Source organism: Pseudoalteromonas aurantia 208 (genome assembly GCF_014858725.1).
In the GTDB taxonomy this organism is placed as follows: Bacteria; Pseudomonadota; Gammaproteobacteria; order Enterobacterales; family Alteromonadaceae; genus Pseudoalteromonas; species Pseudoalteromonas aurantia.
The window spans coordinates 17,181-31,742 of the sequence record NZ_AQGV01000012.1; the positions used below are offsets into that span (position 1 = coordinate 17,181).

The 14,562-nt window shown below is 40.9% G+C and carries 14 protein-coding genes; 8 read left to right on the top strand and 6 right to left on the bottom strand.

Going from position 1 to position 14,562, the window contains the following annotated elements; translation table 11 throughout:
* Positions 1-10: 10 nt before the first annotated feature.
* Both PAUR_RS04200 and PAUR_RS04205 read right to left on the bottom strand, forming a co-directional pair.
* Positions 11-1,537, bottom strand: coding sequence for a DUF3369 domain-containing protein (locus PAUR_RS04200; protein WP_192506569.1), 1,527 nt, complete (start codon positions 1,535-1,537; stop codon positions 11-13).
* A gap of 64 nt (positions 1,538-1,601) precedes the next feature.
* Positions 1,602-1,997: a DUF2721 domain-containing protein gene (locus PAUR_RS04205; protein ID WP_192506570.1), complete on the bottom strand. Its 396-nt coding sequence runs from the start codon at positions 1,995-1,997 to the stop codon at positions 1,602-1,604.
* Positions 1,998-2,035: 38 nt separating this feature from the next.
* On the opposite strand from PAUR_RS04205, the gene PAUR_RS04210 reads away from it, so the two are divergent.
* The 3 genes from PAUR_RS04210 to tsaD all read left to right on the top strand — a co-directional run bounded on the left by PAUR_RS04210 (position 2,036) and on the right by tsaD (position 4,038).
* The gene (locus tag PAUR_RS04210; protein WP_192506571.1) at positions 2,036-2,359 is read left to right on the top strand and encodes a putative signal transducing protein; all 324 of its coding nucleotides are present in this window, start codon (positions 2,036-2,038) and stop codon (positions 2,357-2,359) included.
* Entirely contained in the window at positions 2,352-2,942 is a 591-nt protein-coding gene (locus PAUR_RS04215; RefSeq protein WP_192506572.1) for a YjaG family protein, read from the top strand. Before PAUR_RS04210 ends, PAUR_RS04215 begins: the two co-directional genes overlap by 8 nt.
* 82 nt (positions 2,943-3,024) lie before the next feature.
* Complete coding sequence (tsaD, locus tag PAUR_RS04220; RefSeq protein WP_192506573.1) at positions 3,025-4,038, top strand: tRNA (adenosine(37)-N6)-threonylcarbamoyltransferase complex transferase subunit TsaD; 1,014 nt, start codon at positions 3,025-3,027, stop codon at positions 4,036-4,038.
* On the opposite strand, the gene plsY is transcribed toward tsaD, so the two are convergent.
* Positions 4,035-4,622, bottom strand: coding sequence for a glycerol-3-phosphate 1-O-acyltransferase PlsY (plsY, locus tag PAUR_RS04225; protein ID WP_192506574.1), 588 nt, complete (start codon positions 4,620-4,622; stop codon positions 4,035-4,037). The two genes, tsaD and plsY, sit on opposite strands and share 4 nt — an antisense overlap.
* A gap of 106 nt (positions 4,623-4,728) precedes the next feature.
* Between plsY and folB the strand changes: the two genes are divergently transcribed.
* From folB to PAUR_RS04240, 3 genes are read left to right on the top strand one after another with little or no spacing between them, the layout of a single operon-like run.
* The gene (folB, locus tag PAUR_RS04230; protein WP_192506575.1) at positions 4,729-5,082 is read left to right on the top strand and encodes a dihydroneopterin aldolase; all 354 of its coding nucleotides are present in this window, start codon (positions 4,729-4,731) and stop codon (positions 5,080-5,082) included.
* Between the two features lie 2 nt (positions 5,083-5,084).
* Positions 5,085-5,564, top strand: coding sequence for a 2-amino-4-hydroxy-6-hydroxymethyldihydropteridine diphosphokinase (gene folK / locus PAUR_RS04235; RefSeq protein WP_192506576.1), 480 nt, complete (start codon positions 5,085-5,087; stop codon positions 5,562-5,564).
* Between the two features lie 5 nt (positions 5,565-5,569).
* Positions 5,570-6,373 (top strand): undecaprenyl-diphosphate phosphatase, encoded by an 804-nt coding sequence (locus PAUR_RS04240; protein ID WP_192506577.1) that lies wholly within the window; start codon positions 5,570-5,572, stop codon positions 6,371-6,373.
* A gap of 256 nt (positions 6,374-6,629) precedes the next feature.
* Here PAUR_RS04240 and PAUR_RS04245 read toward each other — a convergent pair whose 3' ends face one another.
* Entirely contained in the window at positions 6,630-9,533 is a 2,904-nt protein-coding gene (locus PAUR_RS04245; RefSeq protein ID WP_192506578.1) for a TonB-dependent receptor domain-containing protein, read from the bottom strand.
* Between the two features lie 438 nt (positions 9,534-9,971).
* Positions 9,972-11,075 (bottom strand): tRNA nucleotidyltransferase, encoded by a 1,104-nt coding sequence (locus PAUR_RS04250; protein ID WP_192506579.1) that lies wholly within the window; start codon positions 11,073-11,075, stop codon positions 9,972-9,974.
* Between the two features lie 117 nt (positions 11,076-11,192).
* On the opposite strand from PAUR_RS04250, the gene PAUR_RS04255 reads away from it, so the two are divergent.
* Together PAUR_RS04255 and PAUR_RS04260 are read left to right on the top strand one after the other, a co-directional pair.
* Complete coding sequence (locus PAUR_RS04255) at positions 11,193-12,107, top strand: ExeA family protein (RefSeq protein WP_192506580.1); 915 nt, start codon at positions 11,193-11,195, stop codon at positions 12,105-12,107.
* Between the two features lie 9 nt (positions 12,108-12,116).
* Complete coding sequence (locus tag PAUR_RS04260) at positions 12,117-13,178, top strand: general secretion pathway protein GspB (protein ID WP_192506581.1); 1,062 nt, start codon at positions 12,117-12,119, stop codon at positions 13,176-13,178.
* Positions 13,179-13,205: 27 nt separating this feature from the next.
* Here the strand turns inward: PAUR_RS04260 and PAUR_RS04265 are convergent, their stop codons facing one another.
* Positions 13,206-14,414, bottom strand: a complete 1,209-nt coding sequence (locus PAUR_RS04265) for an HD-GYP domain-containing protein (RefSeq protein WP_192506582.1) — start codon at positions 14,412-14,414, stop codon at positions 13,206-13,208.
* Between the last annotated feature and the right edge of the window lie 148 nt (positions 14,415-14,562).

The window sequence follows — 14,562 nt, forward strand, 5'->3', positions numbered from 1 at the left end:
CTTACAAAAATCAATCAGGATAACTATCTCTTATCGCAATAAACTGGTCAATATTTTGCATGAATAAATCAACAAGCTTAGGATCAAACTGTTTTGCTTTTTCAGATTGTATTAACGCTAATACCTTTTCCAAAGGCCAGGCTGCTTTGTAACATCTGTTACTACCTAATGCATCAAATACATCTGCCAGTGCGGTAATTCTACCAACAATGTTAATATTTTCGCCAATTAAACCTTGAGGGTAACCACTACCATCCCATTTTTCGTGATGCTGATGAGCAATTGTAGCACCACATTGTAAAATTTCATTGGCAGAATTTTGTAAAATTTCGTGTCCAATTTCAGCATGAGTTTTCATTATTTGCCACTCATCTGCGGTGAGCTTCGCTGGTTTATTTAAAATATTGTCTGGAATACTAATTTTTCCAATATCATGTAGTGGGGAAGCCAGCTTAATAATCTCAGAATGGTAATCACCTAATCCATAAAGTTGGGCGAGTAGCATACTATAGTGAGCTACTCGTCTTACGTGCGAACCGGTTTCTTTCGAACGCTTTTCAACGGCTTCACCTAAAATATACGATAGTTCTTTTTGTGACTCTTTTACCGTTTCTCTTAACTTTAAGTTGTCATATGCTAAAGCAATATTGTTTGAAAAGAATTCAAGTAACTGAAAGTCAGTATGCTGTAAAGCAGACTCTTTACTCACATATAGCATTGTTTCACCACCGCATCGAGATGGAAAATAACCAATATATTCATGATGTGTTTTACAGGATGTCTTACGATTATGAGATTCAATAAATAGGTTCTTAACACTTTCAGGGATCACATCTGAGTTTGGTTCAACTCCTTCTCCAGACGCTGCAAGTAATTTAAACTTTGTAGCAGATTGCTTTTGGTTATTGACGGCGGCAGCGCAGTAAATATCATTGTCTTGGAGTCCTAATACATCAGACACATGAGCTAGAATCGTTGACGCAAAATCTCTGACACTGTCACATTGTAAAAAAGAAGAAGATGCGTTGATTATACGCTCTAGACCAAGCTTATGTCTTTCAATTGTTTGAATATCACGGTGGGAGCGTAGTGCTGAATAAAGCAGAGTCTTCAGTTTAACGGCGGTTAGCTCCGTTTTGTTTTTGTAATCATTAATATCATAATCTCGAATGACAGATTCTTCAGGAGCCTCACCTGGTTGGCCCGTTCTCAATATCAATCTAATATCATGATTAGCAATATCGTTGCGAATGTACTTAATTAGGTCAAGGCCAGCATGGTTACTTTCCATTACAACGTCGATTAAACCAACCGAAATATCATCTTCCCCTTGGAGTATCTCCATGGCTTGCTGTGCCGAATATGCATGATGAAAACGCAGGGCTTTATCTTCAAACTTAAAATCAGACAGCACCAATTTTGTTACTTGATGTATGTCCTCTTCGTCATCGACAACGAGAATATCCCAAAACCCGCTCCTTTGCTCTTGGTTACTTGGTTCATCTAGTGTTTCATTAGAAAAAAGAAAACTATTCACTCGCAGGCCCTTTTAAGACTACTTTCATTAATGAGTATAGTCGTAGAAAAAGGGCTATGCTTAATTACGAAGATGGCTTTTTTTCGATATTTTGCAATTCTATTTCTATGGCATCACAAGAGATATGAATTTCATATAAAGAGATAATGAGCGAAAGTGTTAAGCAACAAAGACTTGCTCCAAACAAAACAATGCCAGTTAGTGCGACATCAATGAATAATGCAAACATAGACAGAGTACATAACAAAAATGCAATTACCCCCCAAACTTGCATGAACCGAATGAGTTTAATGCGTTTTCTTAGATTATCAATTTGGGCTCTAACGAGAGGGCGTAATGTATCGCCTTCTCGTGCATTAAGTTCACGTATAAGCTGCGCAAGAACAAGAAATCGATTAGTGTACGCTAGCAGTAGTAGTGATATTGCGGGGAAGAGTAAACCTGGGGTCGTGAGTGTCATAAAGCCTCGAACTGATAGTTTTAAACAGGTAAGTAAGTATGACAGATAATAGCTTCAAGTGGAGGTGTGCTTTTACAACGGACAATATGATTGAAGCACATATTATTCAAGGCTTATTAACGCAAGCCAAAATACAATCTCATTTAGGCGGAAGTGCGTTGCAAGGCGCAATAGGGGAGATACCTAATGAACAGGCTAAATTAAGTGTTTATGTGTACGAGATAAAGCTACGCGATGCGGAGCAAATTTTGTTAAACTACGCACAAACGCAGAAGCATGATGATTGGTGCTGTGTGCAATGCAATGAGATAAATGGTCCAGCTTTTCAATATTGCTGGCAATGTGGGAAACAACATGAGTAAAGCAAATAACTTTCAACGTATCAGAGACTTAAATTACCTTCAAAAAGCAGTGTTGTCGGCTGCAATTATTGAACGTATGTTACCTAATTATACGTTGTTTAGTGAAGCAACAGAGTTTGGTGATGCGGCAATTATGAAGAGTGCGTTGAATGTCTGTTGGGAAATTATCGTGTTACCCAAAAGTAAAATCAACCTTGAAAAACAAGTAGACAAAATAGAACCGAATGTCCCTGAGTTATCGCAATTCGATATGTTTGGGACTTACCCTGCAATTGATACAGCGACGGCGTTATTAGGACTGATCCATGGGCTTATGGCCAAAGATGATCAAGAATTCATTGATATTGCGAAAATATCGCAAGCTACGGTTGCACGCTATGTTGAGTTTGTATTGGAAAATGAAGGCATTGAACCGGACAATACACTAGTACGTGAACATGAAATAATGCAATATGAAATAGACGTGTTAGCTGGACTTATTGACTTTGTTGAACAGATGGGGCGCATCACAAGCGACAGTGTTAAAGCATTAAAGCAACATGCTGTTGCTGATGGGCAAACGAATATTGGTATCGCCATTTAAAGTGGGCGTTAGTTTTTCTTGCTGAGTAAAACCAGCTCAAGGTAAAATCTTCATATTTTTAATGTAAGGCGGGAGAGGTAAATTGCGCATATTAGGTATTGAATCATCCTGTGATGAAACTGGCATTGCTATTTATGATGATGAACAAGGATTACTTGCACATCAGTTATATAGTCAGGTTAAAGTACATGCTGATTATGGTGGTGTGGTACCTGAGCTAGCTTCTCGTGATCATGTTAGAAAAACGATTCCTTTGATTGAAGCTGCGTTCAAAGAAGCTGGGTGTGGGCCTGAGTCTTTAGATGGTGTGGCATATACTGCAGGGCCTGGTCTAGTTGGCGCATTATTGGTTGGTACATCAATAGGACGTTCTTTGGCGTTTGGCTGGGGATTACCAGCTGTTGCAGTGCACCATATGGAGGGGCATTTATTAGCGCCTATGCTTGAAGATGAGCAGCCTGATTTTCCATTTATTGCGTTGTTAGTATCAGGTGGCCATACCATGATGGTAAAAGTCACTGGAATTGGTGAATATGAAGTGCTTGGAGAATCGGTTGATGATGCTGCAGGCGAAGCATTTGATAAGACAGCTAAACTTTTAGGATTGGATTATCCTGGTGGGCCACGTTTGGCGAAACTTGCTGAACAGGGAGTTGCAAAGAAGTTTGTCTTTCCCAGACCTATGACAGATAAGCCAGGACTTGATTTTAGCTTTAGCGGTTTAAAAACGGCAGCAGCTAACACAATTCGAACTGAAGGCGATGATGTACAAACGAAAGCGGATATTGCCCATGCTTTTCAAACGGCAGTGATCGATACTTTGGCGATAAAATGCAAAAGAGCATTAAAACAGACGGGTATAAAACGCTTGGTAATTGCTGGAGGGGTGAGTGCAAATACAGAGCTTAGAGGTAAGTTAGCGCGTGTGATGCAAGGCATGCAAGGCAAAGTATATTACCCACGAACCGAGTTTTGTACAGATAATGGAGCGATGATTGCTTTTGCTGGTATGCAGCGTTTAAAGGCTAAGCAATATGCGCCTCTAGATATGAAAACACAACCGCGTTGGCCACTTGATAGCTTAAAACCACTTTAAGACTTTTTTTTGCCAATTTTAGGCTCTTGCCCTTTCAAGAGCCTAGCTATATTTGAACGATGTCGAAATATAATTAAGGCCGTTAAAAAACTGACTGGAATGGTATAAATTGGTTTTATTAGCCAAGTATATATCGGTGCTGCGGTGACGGTCACAATTGCTGCTAATGAAGCGTATCGTGTTAACCATAAAACACACAACCAAGTTGCAATGAGCATTCCTCCCAATGACAACCCAATAGGCAGTAATGCACCAAAAGCTGTGGCGACCGCCTTTCCACCATTGAAATGAAAAAAGATGGGGTAAATATGACCTAAACATGCAGCAACAGCGACCGCGCCTAGCCAAACCGGTTCGATTTGTAGGAAATATGCCCCCCATACAGGGATAGTGCCTTTTAATATGTCAAAGATAAGCACGAGTACCGCGGGAACTTTTCCCCCTAACCTCAGTACATTGGTAGCTCCGGGGTTGTTAGAACCTGCAAAGCGAGGATCGGGCAAGCCAAATACTTGACATACCAAAACTGCGGATGAAATTGAGCCAATTAAATAGGCGCATATACAGATTAAACTAACTAACACACGTTTCCTTATTTTGTCTTATTAAGTTTTGGGCTATGATCGACAGTTGTAATAGATTTTTTGAGAAAACACTCTCAAGTTTGAGCTACGTACCAATGGAGCAGTAATGGATAAGGTTTATATCTCACAACTACATGTCGAAACCATAATAGGAGTTTACGACTTTGAGAAGGAAAGTAAACAAAGCTTATACTTTGATATTGAGATGTTGACCGATATTTCGGCCGCAGCTCAGTCAGATGATATACATTTGGCGGTGGATTATGCAAAGGTGAGCGAACGTATTTCGGTGCATACAACAGGCCAACCGGTAGAGTTATTAGAGACTTTAGTTGAACAATTAGCCGAGATTATTTTGAATGAGTTTAATGTGACACAAGTGATGCTTCGAGTTAGCAAACCAGCGGCAGTATCTGCAGCAAAAACCGTGGGTGTAGAAATAACACGGGTAAAACACTAGCAATGGCACAAATTTATATTAGCTTAGGCTCAAATGTTAACAAAGAGCATTACTTAGCAGCAGGGCTAAAAGCCTTGTTAACCCATTTCCCTGATAGTATTCATTCAAGTGTCTATGAAAGTGAAGCGGTAGGTTTTGCAGGTCGTAATTTTTATAACTCAGTGCTGGGCGCACAAACAGCGATGTCATTAGCGGATGTGTGTCGAGTACTAAAAGAGATAGAACTAGATAATGGCCGAACGCATCAGGATAAAAAGTTTAGCCCACGAACATTAGATTTAGATCTATTGTTTTATGACGATGTAATTTGTGAGAGCCCAGCTCAACTGCCGCGAGATGAAGTTGTAAAAAATGCTTTTGTGCTACAGCCATTGCATGAGGTTGCCGCAGATTTTTATCACCCAGTAGTGGCAAAAACAATTGATGAAATTTGGCGGGAATATCATAATCCGCAGCAAAAACTATGGAAGGTGGAGTTATAATATTTATGAGTATTATCGAAATTATTGTACTTGCCTTAGTTCAAGGTCTAACGGAATTTTTACCCATTTCAAGCTCGGCACACTTAATTTTACCTTCACAGATTTTGGGTTGGCAAGATCAAGGAACTGCATTTGATGTAGCGGTACATGTCGGCACTTTAATCGCCGTTATTATATACTTTCGTAAAGAAGTAGTGGCAATTTTAAGCGCTTGGTTTAAATCATTTTCAGCACAGGGAAAAACAGATGACAGCCAGCTTGGCTGGTGGATTTTAATTGCCACAATCCCATCACTGATCATCGGTTACTTTTTTAAAGACTTTGTTGAGAGCTACTCACGTAATGCCTATATCATTGCGACGACAACGATCGTATTTGGTTTATTGCTGTGGTATGCCGATGCAAAAGCAAAACAAATTAAAACGATTTATCAGCTCAACTGGATGAGCGCTTTACTTATCGGATTGTCTCAGGTGGTCGCTATGGTATTTCCTGGTACTTCTCGCTCAGGGATCACCATGACTGTTGGTTTATTAATTGGTTTAAATAAACAAAGTGCTGCGCGTTTTTCTTTTTTAATGTCTATACCCGTGATAGCTGCAGCTGGCTCATATTACATTTATAAGTTGATTTCAGCAGATGAATTGATTGATTGGCAGGCTATTGTAATGGGTTCTGTATTGTCGTTTATGTCAGCTTATGCATGTATTTATTTTTTCTTGAAAGTAATAGAGCGTATGGGCATGATGCCATTTGTGATATATCGACTTTTACTCGGCATGGGACTGTTTGCTTATTTATTATTGTAAGTCTCATCTGACTTAAAAAAGCGCTTAGGGCGCTTTTTTTGTGCTTACTGTTTTTTCTTCTGCCATATTTGTCTGTGGTAATGACTAACTCTTCGCAAAGGATAGGCGGGTTGCTCATTGTAAATATATATGACGACGAGTTTATAGATTAGGGCACGCGTCGGAAAGTGGTGCTAGGAGTTACTGTGAATGTATTGTAGAGATAAAAACGCGTCGATTAGCAATCGACGCGTGCGTATAGATACTTATAGCTCAATTAGAATGAGTATTTAGCACCTAAAGAAAGGCGTCGACCTTTTACATCAAAGAACTCACCCTCATCAAATGCAAATGGGTTACGTGGTGGTGCTTTATCAAGTAAGTTGTTAACACCTACACGTAATTGTAGCTCATCTAACAAGTATGTTTTGTACATAAAGTCGAACGTTGTGTATGACGGGATATCATTATAATTGTTGTCTTCTATTGTCCACGTATTACTTTCTACCGTTGAGTGGCGATAGTTAGTTGTTAATACGTATGAAGAGTCATCATGTGTATAAGAAGCAGTAAAGCGAGCTTTAACGCGTGGCGACTTCATTTCACCTAATTTAACGCGTAGCCCATCAGAGCGGCCCGTTGTATTTTCAGTCGCTTCAGTTAAATACGTTGCAGTGAATTTAAGTGAAAGAAAGCCATTTAGAATATCGGTACGGTATGCTGATTCGAAATCAAACCCTTTTCTTGCAAACTGAGCTGCATTGATTGGTTTATCAATGAAGTACTCGATATCACGCGTTTGTTCATTACGTACCACATTTGCACAGAATGGATTATCTAGCGAGCTAGACTCGTAACAATATTGTACTGTGTCTCTATCGAAGTACTCAATCGCACCATCGATTTCAAATGCCCAGTAGTCTAATGTGAAATCTAGACCTTCAACGAATGAAGGGGTATAAATAACACCGATAGTATGGTCATTTGATACTTCATTATTTAGGTGCTCATTACCGCGAATGTAACCTGGTAAGCTTCCACCGGCTAACCATTCATCGGTCGGCATCCAACCCGCCGGCATATTGTCAGCCGCACAGTTACGAATTACATTGTCTTTAAACTCACTGCCAGATGCTTCAATGCTATCGGCGCGACAAATATCGGCACGACCGGAATCAAAAGTTTTTGAATTTGGTGTAAATAAATCACCTAAGCTTGGCGCTCTTACTGACTTAGAGCGGTTAATACGAACGCGAAGTTCATCGCTTACGCCCCAGTTTAACGCGATTTTCCATGCATCATCACCACCAGTAACAGAGTAATCCATATAGCGGTACGCTGTTTCAAGTGTTAAATCTTGTACTAAGAACTTATCTTCAACAAGGGGGACTGAAATTTCTGCAGAGAGTTCATCTACTTCAATTTCGCCACTCATAGGTAAGCTAGAGTTGCCGAAGATTAACCCTTTGGCCATATTATCAGACGGGGTTGTCGTTACAGATTCACGACGGTGCTCTGCTGTAAATGCAGCAGCAACATACCCTGCAGGTAGTTCAAATAAAGTGCCATCAACAGTTAAAGCAAACACAACTTGGTCATGCTTGGCGAATCGGGTTGCAGTGGTCCCTATGTAGTCTAATTGTTCTTGAGTGACTGATGTTGCACCCATTGTATTAAATGGGGTACAGCCAGCTAAGGCACCTACGACATTATCGTTTGCATCGCGGTCAGCGCATACAATTTGACCATTGTACTCAACGGCATCGATTGCATTCATTTGGTTTTGAGTTAAAATCTCACCTTCCCAAATTGTGTCTTGCTCAATACGGCCGTACTGAACATAGGTGCTGTATCCCCAATCATCATTTAAAAAACCTTCAGCACCGATTGAGGTACGGAAAACTTCACGCTCTTGCCCATATGAACGGTTACCCCAAAGGTGTTCATTTGCTTGGCGTAATGTCACCTCGGTTAAGCCATTATCATCGAGTAACTTAGCCATATCATCTTTCATATATGCATTGTCACGACGAATTGTGTGGCGGAAGAAAGCTGGGCCACTTTCAGTTGTTGCATCGGTATTTGAATAGGTAAAATCAAATGTTAGTGCGTGTTCATCATTTAGTTGATAAGTACCGTAAGCAGACGCGATGATGCGTTCAAGAGGCGTCTGGAAAAAGTCTTTGTAACCGTGACCAAATACGCCATCACCTTGCTGGTCTCCACCTTGTAAATAGCTACGAGAAGCGTTACCAACTCCAGGGTTAGGTAAGCGGCCTAGTCCGTAGTCAAATGCACGAACATTACCATTTGCATCGAATGTATAATGGTGGTTATTGAAAGCATTATCATCAAAGCCACTTTGAGTGAAGAAGTCTCCTCCTTCTGAGTAGTAAGCCAATGCTGTTGGATGGCCCAATACGATGCGATCAGGAATGCCGTCAGTGCCACTGGTGTTTGCAGGGTTAGCATAGCTATTAACTGGGGTACGTACAAAGTCGCGACTGAGTTGTGTGTAGCTTTTGTTTTCTGTGTAATTCAATGAAGCGATGAATGAAAGTTTGTCTCCTTCCATACCACCTGTGATTGAGAAAAAGTTTTCTTCTCCACCACTTTGTTCAGGTCGAACGGTTGATACGTCAACCTCAATACCGTCCATTGATTTTTTAGTAATGATATTAACAACACCGGCAACTGCATCAGCGCCGTATACAGCTGCTGCACCACCTGTGGCAATTTCAATACGCTCAATCATAGATGTTGGAATGTTGTTTAAATCGACAGCAGTACCACCAACAGAACCTGGGACATAACGGCGACCATTCACTAAAACTAATGTACGCTCAGAACCTAGGCCGCGTAGATCGGTGGTGTTTAATCCGGATGAGAATATTAAGTTTGTGGTTGTTTCAGGAGAAAGGCCTACCGAAGCTTGTGGCATTGACGCAAGTAAATCGTTTACATTGGTAATACCTTGGTTTTCGAGTTCAACACCGCCAATAACCGTTACAGGGGTGGGGGAAGTAAGGTTAAAACGTTTTATTTTTGATCCAGTAACCTGAATACGCTCAACTTTTTTAACTTCTCCAGTTTCGTTTGCCATGACAGCTGAACCTGATACGGCGCTAGTTAATAACGCAGCTTTAATACCGACAGTCAATAGATTTAACTTCTTCAACATAAGACCTTTCTTTAAGTTGTTGTTAAGGGCCGCCCTTACTTTTATAAGTGCGGTTATATTTATGCAGCATTTTTAGCATATCTAAATGTTACAAGCGGCTGTTTGGCGGTTGTAATGTTTGTTTCTAATTTGTATTTTCTGTTTACGATGGTTTGTCATTTTGTACTCTGCCTTTATTATCAGTACTTGTAGGAAGGTGCCTTGTGTAACGAAGCCTTTACGGTGAGTGTGTATTTACTTTTATGTTGCATGTTATGTGAATGGCTTTTTCTAAATGGAAAAGAATATTCAAAGTTTTAGTATGATTAAGCAGCTTTTATGTGGTTGTGATGTTAGCGAACGTTTAATTTTGGCGGCGTTTTTTTAGGCGGTTGATTTTTTTTATATCAAAAGGGAACTTTTTATGCAGGTGAGGTACTCCCCACCTGATAATAATGATTAATTGAAGGTCGTTTTCAGAGTAGATAAACGTTGTTGTGTTAATTGGGTTTTAATTTGGGCCCCGCAGAAACCTGCGGCAATAATGGCTTGCACATCGATAGCCCGAGTGTTGGCAGCCGCCTCTTTAATCAGCGCAATGAGAGAAGGATTGTTATACTGTGAAAAAGTGATGATCTCGAGTAATAAGTCAAACCGCTCAGGTCTTCGCCATAAATCGATACGATCAAACAGGGTTAACAGCTGTTGTGCGCTCACTGACGGTATAAAACATGCTTTATGTTCACAAAAATCTCTCAATGCGACTGCATAGCGAGAAGGAATTTTTAGAGTTTGCTCGAGGGCTTTTAACTTATCACTGGGTGTATCGTATAGCCATAGACAAAATTGAATTATTTTATTATGTGGATGAGAGTGAGGTAGGCGCATGAGCAATTTTTTAAGTTGAGTGCGCTCCTGAACGTTCCAATCTATCAATAATGGTTGCACATCTGTCAGCGCCCCAAGCTGGTCCAGAGTCGTGGTAAAGTGTTCAATCGCACCGTCAGCTAAGCATTTTTCAATTTCTAGCCATATACGTTCTTGCGTCAGCGTTTTTAATTCACCTCGACTAACCATGTTTTCCATCATTTTCATTGTGCTATCAGCAATGGTAAAACCTAAGTGATCATACCGTGCTGCGAAGCGTGCAACACGTAGAATACGTAAAGGATCTTCACTGAATGCGGGTCCTACATGACGTAAAATACGGTTATTCAAGTCATCTTGGCCGTGGTACGGGTCTATTAATTGACCATCATTTGCTTTTGCTATTGCATTAACTGTGAGGTCCCGTCTAAATAAATCTTGCTCGAGTGTAATACTTTGTTCAAAATCACAGATAAATCCACCATAACCTTGACCACTTTTTCGCTCTGTACGCGCGAGCGCATATTCGTCATGAGTCTCGGGGTGTAAAAAGACCGGAAAGTCTTTGCCAACTTGTTTATAGCCCTGCTTGATCATTATTGCTGGCGTTGCCCCGACAACAACGTAATCTCTTTCGACAATAGGGCGACCTAACAATTCATCGCGTACTGCACCGCCCACTAAATATATTTTCATTTTGGCCTCAATCTTGTCTAACGGAATAAACTAATTTCATAAAATTAGAAACAAGGTTTTAACTTGTTGGCTTTTTTTGCCATTATAGGCTGCATCATAACAATAAAGAGACGCATCGTGTATTTACGCTACTTTGGGTTGAATGAAAAACCCTTTTCAATTGCGCCAAATCCAGAATACTTGTTTTTGAGTGACAGACATAAAGAAGCGCTCGCGCACTTAACATACGGTTTAGGTGATGCAGGTGGCTTTGTATTACTAACAGGAGAGGTAGGGACTGGAAAAACGACTGTGACACGCAGTATGCTCGCTCAATTACCAAACAGCACTCAAGTTGCTTTTATTTTGAACCCTGCTTTGTCTGAAATGGAACTATTGGCCAGTATATGTGATGAGTTAAACATAGAATACGATGCCGATAACGCAACGCTAAAGCGTTTAACTGATATTATCAAAGCCCGCTTGCTCAGTAATCATGAGCAGGGCGGTCATACCATGTTGATCATTGATGAAGCACAGCATTTAGCGCCTGAAGTCCTTGAGCAATTACGACTACTGACAAATTTAGAGACAGATCATAAAAAGCTATTGCAAATTGTATTAGTTGGCCAGCCTGAGTTACAACAACTGTTACAGCGGAATGAGTTACGACAGTTAGCACAGCGGATCACGGCGCGTTACCACTTATTGCCATTAACTGAAGCACAGGTCTTTGCATATATTCAGCATCGTTTGAATAAAGCGGGTTGTGAGGCATCGTTATTTGACCATGACGCAATTGCTTTTATGCATAAAGCAACGGCGGGAATACCCAGATTATTAAATTTGTTGGCAGATAGGTGCTTACTCGGCGCTTTTTCAGCCCAGAAGATGGTTGTTAATAAAACCATTGCACAACAAGCAGCACAAGAAGCGCTACCACTTGATTTAGTCCCGCAAGAAGTGGCTCAAAAAATCAGTTTGCAATGGCAGGTTTCAGCCACGTGTGCCTTGTTATTTATCTCAGGCTTTGGCCTGTCATATATTGTATAGTGAAATAAAATGTCTTATTTATTTAATGCTTTAAAACAATCAGAACACACAGCAACCTCAGAGCAGGCGCATTTGTCTTATCAACATGAGAAGCAATTGAAGTTTTATCGTCGGCTTTCACTTGGGTTGGGCGGTGTCTTAGTGTTTGGTGGTGCACTTGTCGCAGGATATGCAGCCGGTAAGTTTATACAATCATCATCGCAAGTTACGTTGACTAGTAACGCTGTTGTTGCGCAAAAAAATAATCAACAAGTACAACAACCTGCGGTTAAAGGTGTGCCGAAAAGTAATTCGCAGGCTAATTCGACCCCTGTGGAGCAGTCGATAGTCAGTAGTGCGGTAAACCAAAACCCGATAGCGCAACCACAAACGGTAGTAAACCCAGTGGTGAATCCAATACAGCCGAGCGTTCAGTATCAATGGGCATCGGTGCAAATTGGCGTTGATGTATCTGGTCAAGCGGTATATGAACAACGTTTAGTGCCAGTCGCTAATCAACAGGCGGTTGTTAATCAAGCAAATATTGTTCAGCCGCAATTTGTTCAACGTAACACGGGGCTACAAAGTTTGACGCAGCCCAATATCCTAGCCCAACAAAATACCAGGCAACCCGTTATCACAGCACAACCCCCGAAGCTAGGTGACGCATCAAGTATCGATATGAGCCAATATCGCGTACTTGGTAAGCCGTTGAATGAGCAAGCGAGTTATCATGATCCTGAGCTAGATAAAGTGTCAGATGAGCTCAAAGATGCCTTTGCTCAGGCGGTTGCTGATACTGAAGGCAGTCAAGAGAGCGAAGTAATAGCAACGAGTAAAGACTCTGCAAGGGCGACGCCCATCGAGCTATTACCCATAGATCTGCAAAACAGTATTCCACGATTACGGTATCAGGCACATATTTATGCTACTGAAGCGGATAAGCGCTGGATAAAGTTGAATAATCGCGATCTGTATGAAGGAGATAGTATAGGTGTATTGCAGCTATTAGAGATCACGCCTGAACAGGCATTGTTTGATTTTGACGGTTATGAGTTTACCTTAAAAGCAATGCAAGATTGGCCGCTTTAACACCGTGATATATTGGCTACGTTGGTGTTATGGCAGCATTGAATGGCGGAAGAACTTTAACAAGTCTAAGCTAAATTCTTCCGGCTTTATCGCCGCCTCCAAACTATCATCAACTCGCTTGTTAGATAGGTCGACGTCTTTTACTTCGACATAATGCATATGCTTTGCGTGGTAGAATACTTTAACTGTCGGTTTCAAAGGCGCCTCAGGGTTACTTGCACAAACAATACCGACTCTTTGGCTGGTGAGCTTGACGAGCGTGCCAACTGGGTAAACCCCAATGGCATTAATGAATATATTTAGGAGCTCGGTGTCGTAGTGATGCGGGGTGCCTTCTTTAAGTATTTTGAATGCTTTGACTGGTGTCATGCCGACTTTGTAAATTCGCTCAGCGGTCAGTGCATCATATACATCTACAATGGCTGCCATTTTGACGTACTGAGACAGCTCATCCGTTTTATATCCATATGGGTATCCCGACCCATCGAGCCGTTCATGATGATAACCCGCTATTTCAGTAGCGATTTTACCCAGCTGAGCCTGTAATACAATGTCAAAGCTGTATTTAGCATGGCTTTTCATTACTTCAAATTCATCTTTTGTTAGCTGGGATGGCTTTTGTAAAATAGAATCTGGAATGTGTACTTTACCAATATCGTGCAGTAGCGCTCCCGTCGCCATTTGCTCTATTATAGGGCGTTCAATGCCCATATGTTTGGCAAAAATGCTAATAAGTATTGAGACATTAATAGAATGTTCTAACAGATAGGTATCTTTTTCTCGGATACGTGCAATACACGCTAAGGCATCTTGATTTCTAAATACGGAATCAATCAATCCATGAGCAGTTTCTTTAAAAGCGGAAATATTGATTGGCCCACCCGATTGTAAGTCTACAAAAGCTTTTTGTTGCAGCGTTTTGGCTTCATCATACAGTTTGGTTGCTTGCGTTAGTTCCGACTCGATACTGGCGGATTTGTGCCATGGATTAAATACGGTTTCAGGGATTGATTCATCAATGGGAGGAGGGGGTTGTTGTTGTTGTTGTTGTTGTCCATTCTGGATGGTTTTATCTGGGTCTATCTCTACTTCAAGTACACCTGTTGATACTAACTTATCAATGCTCTTTTGCGTCTTTACCCAACCTTGACTTTTAATCTTTATGTGGCCAGTTTGCTTTATTACGCCAGCGACATACATGCCAGGTTTCAAGTCCTTGATATTTATTATTTTCATCTTGAGCCCTAAACATAAAGTGAGACTTATAAGACTAGCAAAGATTAACAAAAGCGGTAGTACTAAAGAGGGGGGAGATTTACTGGCGAGCGATTAAAAATGAAATGGGCATAAGCTGCTGGCTTATGCCCGTTGAGATTATTAATCT

What these genes read in the sequence shown, in the direction of transcription:
- PAUR_RS04205 (WP_192506570.1), bottom strand. Translation starts at nt 1,997, where the DNA reads ATGACACTCACGACCCCAGGTTTACTCTTCCCCGCAATATCACTACTA.
- PAUR_RS04210 (WP_192506571.1), top strand. Translation starts at nt 2,036, where the DNA reads ATGACAGATAATAGCTTCAAGTGGAGGTGTGCTTTTACAACGGACAAT.
- PAUR_RS04215 (WP_192506572.1), top strand. Translation starts at nt 2,352, where the DNA reads ATGAGTAAAGCAAATAACTTTCAACGTATCAGAGACTTAAATTACCTT.
- folB (WP_192506575.1), top strand. Translation starts at nt 4,729, where the DNA reads ATGGATAAGGTTTATATCTCACAACTACATGTCGAAACCATAATAGGA.
- folK (WP_192506576.1), top strand. Translation starts at nt 5,085, where the DNA reads ATGGCACAAATTTATATTAGCTTAGGCTCAAATGTTAACAAAGAGCAT.
- PAUR_RS04240 (WP_192506577.1), top strand. Translation starts at nt 5,570, where the DNA reads ATGAGTATTATCGAAATTATTGTACTTGCCTTAGTTCAAGGTCTAACG.
- PAUR_RS04245 (WP_192506578.1), bottom strand. Translation starts at nt 9,533, where the DNA reads ATGTTGAAGAAGTTAAATCTATTGACTGTCGGTATTAAAGCTGCGTTA.
- PAUR_RS04250 (WP_192506579.1), bottom strand. Translation starts at nt 11,075, where the DNA reads ATGAAAATATATTTAGTGGGCGGTGCAGTACGCGATGAATTGTTAGGT.
- PAUR_RS04260 (WP_192506581.1), top strand. Translation starts at nt 12,117, where the DNA reads ATGTCTTATTTATTTAATGCTTTAAAACAATCAGAACACACAGCAACC.
- PAUR_RS04265 (WP_192506582.1), bottom strand. Translation starts at nt 14,414, where the DNA reads ATGAAAATAATAAATATCAAGGACTTGAAACCTGGCATGTATGTCGCT.